An 8597-nucleotide genomic window follows, 5' to 3' on the forward strand; every position below is an offset into this window, starting at 1 on the left:
ACCGCCGTCCGCGCCAGCCGCCGCCGTCGTCGCACCGGTGCCGCCCGAGCCCGTCGTCGTGACGCCGCCGCCGAAAGTCGTGCGTGTCGCGGCAGCACCGAAGACAGTCATCGTCACGCCTGCTCCGCGCGTCGTCTACGTCGCACCGCCCCCGCCGAAGGTCCTGTACCTCGCGCCGCCGCTGCCGCGTTCCGTGTACGTCGCGCCGCGCGCCGTGTATGTCGCGCACCCGCCGCGTGCGGTCGTCTGGGTGCCCGGCCACTGGGTCGGCCGCGTATGGGTGCCCGCGCACTGGGCGTGACCTGTACCGGGCCTGTTCGATCGAACCGTCTCGTCTGCCATCCTTTTCGTTTGCCATCCGTTTCATCAACCACCCGGTCGGCGCAGCGCGCCGGCCACGCAAGGAGAAACCCCATGAAGTCCATCCAGAAGATGATTGCCATCGCCGTTTTGTGTATCGTCTCAGCAGCAGCGTCGGCGCAGCAGATGCCGGCCGGCGCCGCGAACGGCGGCGCACGCGTCGAACGTGCGCTCTCGCAGTTGCAGACCCGCTTCGCGAACGCGAACACGACGCGCGACGGCAAGCTCACCCGCGAGCAGGCCGCCGCCGGCATGCCGATGGTCGCGCAGCACTTCGACGAGATCGATACGCAGCGCAACGGCTACGTCACGCTCGAGCAGCTCGCCGGCTTCATGCGTCAGCGCATGGCGGCCCGCTGAGCGCGGACCACGCCCGGTCGCGCCACGCACGGAGGCAGCCGATGGAACAGTCCTGCAGGATCGTCGTGCTCGACGACGAGGCGGAGCTGCGCAACATGCTGCAACGCTTCCTCACCGGCCACGGCTTCCAGGTCCGTGCGGTCGCCGACGGCAAGCGGCTCGACCGCCTGCTGCAGCGCGAACCGTACGACCTGCTGGTGCTCGACCTGATGATGGAGCCGGAGGACGGCCTGAGCGTGTGCCGCCGGCTGCGCGCCGAAGGCCACACGCTGCCGATCCTGATGCTCACCGCGAAAGGCGATGCGGCGGACAAGGTTGTCGGCCTCGAAACGGGCGCCGACGACTACCTCGCCAAGCCGTTTCTTCCCGACGAACTCGTCGCGCGCGTGCGCGCGCTGCTGCGGCGCCAGAAGATGGCGGCCGGCGAGCCGACCGTGACGTCGCAGCGGCTGCGCTTCGGTGCCTTCACGTTCGACGTCGGCCAGCAGACGCTGATGCGCAACGACATGCCCGTCGAGATTCATTCGGCGCAGATGCTGCTGTTGCACGCGCTGGGTTCGTCGCCGAACCGCGCCGTGAGCCGCGAAAACCTGCTCGCCCGCGCGCGCGGACGCGATCACGCCGCGCTCGATCGCAGCGTCGACGTGCAGATCCTGCGGCTGCGCCAGATCGTCGAGGACGATCCGGCCAAACCGCGCTTCATCAAGACGGTCTGGGGCATCGGCTACATGCTGGTGGCCGGCGTCGAATCGTGATGCGGCTCCCGCTGCCGCGCTCGCTGCTCGCGCGCAACATCGCGCTGCTGGTCGCGCTCGTCGCGCTGTCGCTCGCCTGTTCGCTCGTCGTGCTGCTGCACTACGTGCAGCGGCCGCGCATCGAACGGGCGTCGATCATTTTCTCGGATTACGTGCAGTTGCTCGACCGCACGCTCGCCAGCCTGCCGCCCGACACCGGCCGCGCGGTGGTCGCGCAGCTCGGCGGCCGGACTCAGCCGCCGCCCGCAGGGCCGCCGCAACCGCCGAATCTGGCCGCCTTCTTCCGCACCTGGCAGCGCGACGTGTTCATGCAGGCGCTCGGGCGCCGTCTGCCGGCCGAGTTGCCCGCGCGCTGGCAGTCGGGCGACGACGAGCGGCTGTGGATCCGCCTGCATGCTGCCGGCGCGCCGGTCTGGATCTCGTTGCCGATGGCCGCCGATGCGCAGGCGAGCGGCATCACGACCGCCCTCGTGCTGTCGGTCGGGCTCGCGCTGCTCGCCGCGCTGACCGGCTACCTGATCCAGCTCCACCTGAACCGTCCGCTCGGCGCGCTGGCACGCGCCGCGCAACGCGTGACGGCGGGCGAGCGTCCGCCACCGCTGCCGACCGACGGGCCGACCGAAATCGCCGACGTGAGCCGCGCATTCAACCGGATGGCCGATGCGCTGCAACAGGCGGAAACGACCCGCTCGCTGATGCTGGCCGGCGTGTCGCACGACATCCGCACGCCGCTCACCAAGCTGCGGCTCGCGATCGCGATGGCGTTGCCGCGCGGCACCCACGATGCGCTCACCGAATCCGCCGAGCACTACCTGGACCAGATCGACACGATCCTCCAGCAGTTCATGGACTACGCGGGCAGCGGCGAGCGAGAGAGCCCGCAGACCGGCGACCTGAATGCGCTGATCGGACAGCTCGTCGCGGATTTCGCGGGGCTCGGGCACGAATTCGAATTCGACGAGGGCGACGTGCCGCCGTTCGCGTTCCGCCCGATCAGCGTGATGCGGTTGCTGATGAACCTGATGCAGAACGCGGTCGTCTACGGACATACCGGCCTCGGTGTGCGAACCTGGACCGAACACGGAATCGCGTATGCGGTGGTGGGCGATCGCGGCACCGGCATCCGTGCCGAGGAACTCGAACGACTCAAGGCGCCGTTCAGCCGCGGCGCGAACGCGCGCGGTCACTCCGGCGGCACCGGTCTCGGCCTCGCGATCGTCGACCGGATCGCGCGGCTGCACGGCGGCTCGCTGACGTTCCGCGACCGCGACGGCGGCGGCCTGGAGGCCGTCGTCGCGCTGCCGCTCGACGGATCACATCCGGCCCCCGCACCGCTTTGCGCGTGATGCGCGCCGGCGCATGACATGCGCCGACATAATTCCTGCGTGGCGCGTGGCGCCCGATCTCCGCATACTTCGCCTGCGTGTTGCGCAACGGCATGAAACCGCTCCCCCGCCAGCGTCCACGCCCAGCTTCCGATCGTTCGCGTTCCTGAATGCCGCGACAGTATCGGCACCTTCATCCAGGCCACGGAGATCGACATGTCCCTTTCCCTTCACGCACTCGCCGCCCAAGCCAAACGTCTGACCAGTGCCGCGCTGATCGCCGGCTCGCTCGTCATGACCGGCTGCGCATCGACTGCAACCTCGGCCACGGCGCCGGTGGCGCGCGCGCTGCCGCAGGTCCATGCAACCGTCGTCTACGTGTCGGCGTTCGATGCGGACGCGAACGACGTGAAGATCGACGGCGGGATGATCAGCAAGCTCGCGATCGTCATGAGCGGTTCGTCCGTCGACGCGCAACGCGAGCAGACCGCGCTGAAGGCGCGCCAGCAACTCGCCGACGCGCTCGTGCGCGAACTCCGCTCGCAGGGCATTCCGGCGCTGCGTGCAGACGGCCCCGTGCCGAACGATCGCGACGCGCTGGTCGTCCAGGGCCGGTTCGACGGGATCGACGCCGGCAATCGCCGCCGACGCACCCTGATCGGGCTCGGCGCGGGCAAGAGCGAGGTGGGTGCATCGATCGCCGTGCTGTTCCAGCCGGCCCACGGTGCTCCGCAACCGCTCGACACGTTCTCCGCCAGCGCGAACAGCGGCCATATGCCGGGCGTGGTCGAGACCGCGGGCGTCGGCGCGGTGGCCGGGCGCGTCGCAACGTCGATCGCAGTCGGTGCCGGGCTGCATGGCGTATCGGAAGCGAAGCACGATACCGTCGCATCGGATACGGACCGTCTCGCCCGTTCGATCGCCAGGCAGTTCGCGACGAAGAACACGGCGAATGCGTGGGTGCCGACGACGTCGGCTAGCTAATACGCCGACGCTACGCCTGTGCGGCACGACTGCACGCGCCGGCGGGCGGCCGGGCATAATGCGCGATCACGGTACACCGCGCGGTGCATCGTGATCGCGCCGGACCCTTGAGCGGCCCGTGCCGCTTCCGTACCGAAACCCGAACCGCAACCCGTCAATCCCATGCAAGTACTCGTCGTTGGCACCGGCAAGCTGGCAACCGAACTGCTCCGCTCGCATCAACTCGATCCCGCAATCTGTCACGTGATGCCCTGGTCGGATGGTGCGCGAGCCGATGCCCGACGTAGCGCCGCCCGATCGATCGTCGTCCATGCCGGTTCCGGCCGCGAGCTGCCCGACGCAATCGCGTTCTGCCACGCAACGGGTTCGACGCTCATCGAGCTGTCGACCGGCTCCGACCTCGAAACCGGATCGTACGATTTCCCCGTCGTGCTCTGTCCGAACACGAACATCCTGATGCTCAAGTTCATGAGCATGCTGGAAACCGGCGGCCATCTGTTTCGCGACTGCAACATCAGCGTGACCGAGTCGCATCAGGCCAGCAAGACGTCCGTGCCCGGCACCGCGGTCGACATCGGTCGGTCGCTCGGCGTGCCGGCGCAGGACATCCGCTCCGTGCGCGACCTCGCGGAGCAGCGCGACGCCCTGCAGATTCCCGACGACCAGCTCGGCCGCCACGCATTCCACCGGATCCGCATCGAGGACGGCGCGTGCAGCCTGCAGTTCGAATCCCGCGTGTATGGCGCATCGCCTTACGCAGACGGCGTGTCGCGCATCGTCGACGCCGTGCGCCAGCGAGATCTCGAGCGTCGCCGTTATTCGATCGTCGAGTTCATTCGCAACGGCTGGCTGTAATCGCGCGTGCGCACGCCCCGGCCGTCGACAGCGCTGACGATGCGCCCGCCGGCCGCCACCGCGCAGCCCTCCTCGCCCGCGTTATCCGTCGCCCAGCACGGCCCCGCTCTCCGGCAACGTCGCGCCGCCGTCGACGACGATCGTCTGCCCAGTGATGTACGCCGCATCGGCCGACGCGAGAAACAGCATCGCGTTCGCGATGTCCTCCGGCTCGCCCATCCGCGCGAGCGGGATGTCGCGCGCGATCTGCGCGGCGACCGACGCGTCGCCGAGATTGCCGGCGGCAGGCGTGCGAATCATCCCCGGCTCGACGCCGTTGACCGTCACGTTGCGGCGCGCGAGTTCGAGCGCCGCCGCGCGGATGAAACCGTTGACGCCGGCCTTCGATGCCGCGTAATGCGCGAGACCCGGATACACGACGCGCGGCCCCGTCACCGAGGACGTGACGAGCAGCCGCCCGGCCCCCGCGCGCTCGAATGCGGGCAACGCGGCCTGCGCGAGCCAGAACAGCGCCGACAGGTTGACCGACAACGTCCGCTCGAGCACCGGCACATCGATCTGCACAAACGGGGTCAGCGGGAAATATGCGGCGTTGTGCACGACGACGTCGAGCCGCCCGCCGTCGCGCTCGACCGCCGCGACGAGCGCGCAGAGTTCTTCGCGGCTCGCGGCGTCGACGCGATAGGCGCGCGCATCGGCGCCCGCGCTGGCAAGCGCCTCGGCCTGCGCGGCGGCCGCGTCGCCATTGAGATCGGCGAGCGCGACGAACGCGTCGGATTCCGCGAACCGGCGCGCGATCGCCGCGCCGATCCCCTGCGCGGCGCCGGTCACGAGCACGACCCGCCCGCTGAAATCCGCACGCAGGCGGCCGCTGCCCGGCATGGCGTTCATTGCGCCGCCTCGCCGCCGAGCGGATGCACGGTTTCGTTCAGCACCTGCGCATGCGCGCCGATCGGGAAATTCGACAGCGAGCCGAAATCGCCGCCCTGATAACCGAAGATCTTGCCGTCGGTCTTGCGTTGCGCGAGATCGATCAGCACGACGCCGAGCGTCGGCACCACTTTCTCGCGCCAGACGAACAGATACAGTTGCTCCGCGATCTTGAAGTAATGGCAGCGGTCGACGTCGGCCAGCCCGCCTTCGACGCCCAGCAGGCACTGCCATGCATAGAAGTTCTCGTTCAGGTAGATGTGCTCGTAGCATTCGGTCGGGCTGTAGCGGTACATCGTCCGCTTGCCGATCAGCTCGCGCGTGGGCCCGTGCAGCGGTCCCGGCTGCGCATGGCCGCCGAGCGTGCCGTGCCGGAACGCGGCATCGACGCCCGTCAGCGGCAACCCGCGCGCGACGCGCGTGAACGCATCGATGTGCGTGTCCGCTTCGGTCGGCAGCGTGCCGACCACCGACGTCCACACGCCGTTGCCGAGATCGATCACGAGGCTGACCGACGTCGCGCGCGCCGCCGGATCGATGTAGTCGACGAAATACAGCTCGTCGCGCAGCCGCGTGACCCGGCACGGCGCGCGCCCGCCCGTGTCGGTCGCCGCATCGCGCCATTGCAGCGCACCCGCCTCGAACGTATAGACGCGCCACCCGCCCGCTGCGTCGTCAAGGGTGAGCGTCCGCCCCGCGAGTGCGTTCACGGGCGTGAGGATGTTCGCGTCCGGCGCGAAACCGTCCGCCAGTGCGCCCACCTGAATGAATACCGGATCCTGTTGTTCCACCTGCCGCCTCCTGCGCAACTTCAGGCCCGGCGGGCCATGTACGCTGCTCATGTGCACATGGTGGCGGCTGCGCGCGCGGCGCGGTATCGGCCAAAAGGATGAAGGGCGCGCGCGGCGGGAACGCGCTAAAGTGCACGGAATTCGCGTCGCCGACGACGCCAGGAGTACCCATGCACCGTGTCACCCACTACCGACGGACCGACGAAGGCATCGAGGCGATCAGCCTCGAGTCCGATCGCGCGTTTCCGCGGCATGCGCACGATGAATTCGGGGTCGGCGTGATCGTCAGCGGCGCGCATCGATCATGGAGCGGCCGCGGGCAGGTCGACGCGCTGGCCGGCGACGCGATCATGGTCAATCCCGGCGAAATGCACGACGGCATGCCGATCGACGCGGGTGCGGGCCGGCGCTGGCGGATGCTGTACCTCGCGCCCGCGCTGGTTGCGGGCGTCGCGGCGGAAGAAGGCCTCGGCGGCGTCGAACTCGCGCATCCGGCCGTGCGCGACGCGCGGCTCGCCGCCGCGTTCGGCAGGCTGCATGCGCGGATAGTCGAAGGCGAAACGCTGGCGCTCGCGCGCGACGAAGCGCTCGTGATGCTGGTCGCCGGGCTGCTGGCACGGCATTCGAACCGCGCACTGCCGCCCGCCCGCGTCGCACCGGCGATCCGCGTTGCCCGCGAACGGCTCGATGCAGCGCCCGCGGCACCCGTTTCGCTTGCGGAACTGGCCGGCTTGAGCGGCGTGAGCCGCTTCCAGTTGCTGCGCGGCTTCACACGTGAGCTCGGCATCACGCCACATGCGTATCTGGTGCAGTCGCGCACGCGGCTCGCTCGCGCCCTGCTCGCGAGCGGCACGCCGATCGCGGATGCCGCGGCCGAAGCCGGTTTTGCCGATCAGAGCCACCTGACGCGTGCCTTTGCGCGCCAGTTCGGGATCACGCCGGGAAGGTTCACGCAGGCCGGGTGACGGGGCTTCGTTACGCGACACGCCTCTATCGCGGCGCCATGGGCCGTTGTCGTGACGTAGCGATGCCGGTCGATGCAGAACGACGCGGTGCCCCGTGCGGAAGCACCGAGCGCCGCACCGGTCGACACGCCCGCCACGCCACGCACACCGCTGCAATTTCGTTCAAGACGCCCCCGCCGCCGCACGCGATGATGCGGCGCATGAAAACACGACTGATCGGCTATCTCTACCTCGCCGCCGCGATGACCGGCGTCGGCAGCACTGTCATCGCGAGCCGCTTCGCGGCCAGCGGCCTGCCGCCATTCACGGCCACCGTGCTGCGCTTCCTGATCGCGACCCCGCTGCTGTTCGCGCTGATGCGTGCGCAACGAATGCGCTGGCCGCGCATTGGCACCCGTGACGCGGTGCTGCTCGTCGTCCAGGCGGCAGCGGGCGGCGTCGGCTATACGGTGCTGCTGATCAGCGGCACGAAGCTGTCGTCGCCGGTCGATGCGGGCGTGATGCTCGGCACGCTGCCGGCGATGTCGACGCTGATCGCGGCCGTCGTGCTGCGTGAGCGGCAGACGCTTCGCGACTGGGGCGCAGCCGCACTCGCCACCGCGGGCGTCCTGTTCGTCACGTTCGCGCCCGGTCAGGCCATGCCGTCGCTGCAAACGCTCGCCGGGGATGCGCTGGTGCTCGCCGCCGTGGCATGCGAGGCCGTGTTCATCCTGCTGAACCGGCGGTTGTCGGCGCCGTTGCCGCCGCTCGCGCTGTCGACAGCGATGTCGGGCCTTGGCTTCGTGCTCGCGCTGGTCCCGGCCGCATTCGAATGGCACGCGGCGGCGGCCGGCTGGACGATCGGCGCCGTTTCGGCGATCGCGTACTACGCGCTGGTGCCGACCGTGCTCGGTTATGTGTGCTGGTATGCGGGTTCCGCGCGGACGAGCGGCACCGAAGCCGCGCTGTTCACGGCGGTCGCGCCCGTCTCGGCCGTGCTGTTCGCCGTCGCGCTGTTCGGCGAGACGCTGGGAGGCACGCGGCTTCTGGGCATCGCGCTCGTCATCGCCGGGATGCTGGCAGGCGCAACGCGGCGACGTGACCCGCCGGCGCGCGAAACCCAAACACGGTCGGCGCTGCCGGCCCGCCCGGCGGCATCCTCGCCGACCGCCGACTGATCCGCTTCCCGCGCGCTGCATGCGCGGAGCCGAGTTTTCCGGTCCGCTCGGCGTCAGCCCGAGCCATGCCGGGCGATGGATGCGGTGCACGACATCACGCGACCGCGATCGCCGC

General features: G+C 69.8%; 9 protein-coding genes and 1 pseudogene. 8 read left to right on the forward strand and 2 right to left on the reverse strand.

Annotation, left to right across the window (positions count from 1 at the left end):
- The 6 genes and pseudogenes from J7024_RS35420 to J7024_RS35445 form a co-directional block, all read left to right on the forward strand.
- Window positions 1–301, forward strand: a pseudogene (locus J7024_RS35420) (hypothetical protein); the annotation flags it as partial.
- A 113-nt stretch (window positions 302–414) separates the two neighbouring features.
- Window positions 415–720, forward strand: coding sequence for an EF-hand domain-containing protein (locus tag J7024_RS35425; RefSeq protein ID WP_124829950.1), 306 nt, complete (start codon window positions 415–417; stop codon window positions 718–720).
- Between the two features lie 41 nt (window positions 721–761).
- Complete coding sequence (locus J7024_RS35430; RefSeq protein ID WP_124829949.1) at window positions 762–1475, forward strand: response regulator; 714 nt, start codon at window positions 762–764, stop codon at window positions 1473–1475.
- Window positions 1475–2821 carry an ATP-binding protein gene (locus tag J7024_RS35435; RefSeq protein ID WP_124829948.1) on the forward strand — a complete coding sequence of 449 codons (1347 nt, stop codon included), beginning with the start codon at window positions 1475–1477 and terminating at the stop codon, window positions 2819–2821. The genes J7024_RS35430 and J7024_RS35435 overlap by 1 nt, the downstream gene beginning before the upstream one ends.
- A 195-nt stretch (window positions 2822–3016) precedes the next feature.
- Entirely contained in the window at window positions 3017–3784 is a 768-nt protein-coding gene (locus J7024_RS35440) for a DUF4410 domain-containing protein (protein ID WP_234745930.1), read from the forward strand.
- Between the two features lie 162 nt (window positions 3785–3946).
- The gene (locus tag J7024_RS35445) at window positions 3947–4639 is read left to right on the forward strand and encodes a dihydrodipicolinate reductase (protein WP_175751809.1); all 693 of its coding nucleotides are present in this window, start codon (window positions 3947–3949) and stop codon (window positions 4637–4639) included.
- A gap of 81 nt (window positions 4640–4720) precedes the next feature.
- Here the strand turns inward: J7024_RS35445 and J7024_RS35450 are convergent, their stop codons facing one another.
- Together J7024_RS35450 and J7024_RS35455 are read right to left on the reverse strand one after the other, a co-directional pair.
- Entirely contained in the window at window positions 4721–5530 is an 810-nt protein-coding gene (locus J7024_RS35450) for an SDR family oxidoreductase (RefSeq protein ID WP_124829945.1), read from the reverse strand.
- Window positions 5527–6360, reverse strand: a complete 834-nt coding sequence (locus tag J7024_RS35455; RefSeq protein ID WP_175761721.1) for a molybdenum cofactor biosynthesis F family protein — start codon at window positions 6358–6360, stop codon at window positions 5527–5529. Before J7024_RS35455 ends, J7024_RS35450 begins: the two co-directional genes overlap by 4 nt.
- A 170-nt stretch (window positions 6361–6530) precedes the next feature.
- Here J7024_RS35455 and J7024_RS35460 point away from each other — a divergent pair, with 170 nt between their 5' ends.
- Both J7024_RS35460 and J7024_RS35465 read left to right on the forward strand, forming a co-directional pair.
- Window positions 6531–7325 (forward strand): AraC family transcriptional regulator, encoded by a 795-nt coding sequence (locus J7024_RS35460; RefSeq protein WP_124829942.1) that lies wholly within the window; start codon window positions 6531–6533, stop codon window positions 7323–7325.
- A gap of 200 nt (window positions 7326–7525) precedes the next feature.
- The gene (locus tag J7024_RS35465) at window positions 7526–8482 is read left to right on the forward strand and encodes a DMT family transporter (protein ID WP_124829941.1); all 957 of its coding nucleotides are present in this window, start codon (window positions 7526–7528) and stop codon (window positions 8480–8482) included.
- The last annotated feature ends 115 nt before the right edge of the window (window positions 8483–8597 follow it).

The sequence above is a fragment of the Burkholderia sp. WTPI3 genome (assembly GCF_021483755.1).
Taxonomy (GTDB): Bacteria; Pseudomonadota; Gammaproteobacteria; order Burkholderiales; family Burkholderiaceae; genus Burkholderia.

What these genes read in the sequence shown, in the direction of transcription:
- J7024_RS35425 (WP_124829950.1), top strand. Translation starts at nt 415, where the DNA reads ATGAAGTCCATCCAGAAGATGATTGCCATCGCCGTTTTGTGTATCGTC.
- J7024_RS35430 (WP_124829949.1), top strand. Translation starts at nt 762, where the DNA reads ATGGAACAGTCCTGCAGGATCGTCGTGCTCGACGACGAGGCGGAGCTG.
- J7024_RS35435 (WP_124829948.1), top strand. Translation starts at nt 1,475, where the DNA reads ATGCGGCTCCCGCTGCCGCGCTCGCTGCTCGCGCGCAACATCGCGCTG.
- J7024_RS35440 (WP_234745930.1), top strand. Translation starts at nt 3,017, where the DNA reads ATGTCCCTTTCCCTTCACGCACTCGCCGCCCAAGCCAAACGTCTGACC.
- J7024_RS35445 (WP_175751809.1), top strand. Translation starts at nt 3,947, where the DNA reads ATGCAAGTACTCGTCGTTGGCACCGGCAAGCTGGCAACCGAACTGCTC.
- J7024_RS35450 (WP_124829945.1), bottom strand. Translation starts at nt 5,530, where the DNA reads ATGAACGCCATGCCGGGCAGCGGCCGCCTGCGTGCGGATTTCAGCGGG.
- J7024_RS35460 (WP_124829942.1), top strand. Translation starts at nt 6,531, where the DNA reads ATGCACCGTGTCACCCACTACCGACGGACCGACGAAGGCATCGAGGCG.
- J7024_RS35465 (WP_124829941.1), top strand. Translation starts at nt 7,526, where the DNA reads ATGAAAACACGACTGATCGGCTATCTCTACCTCGCCGCCGCGATGACC.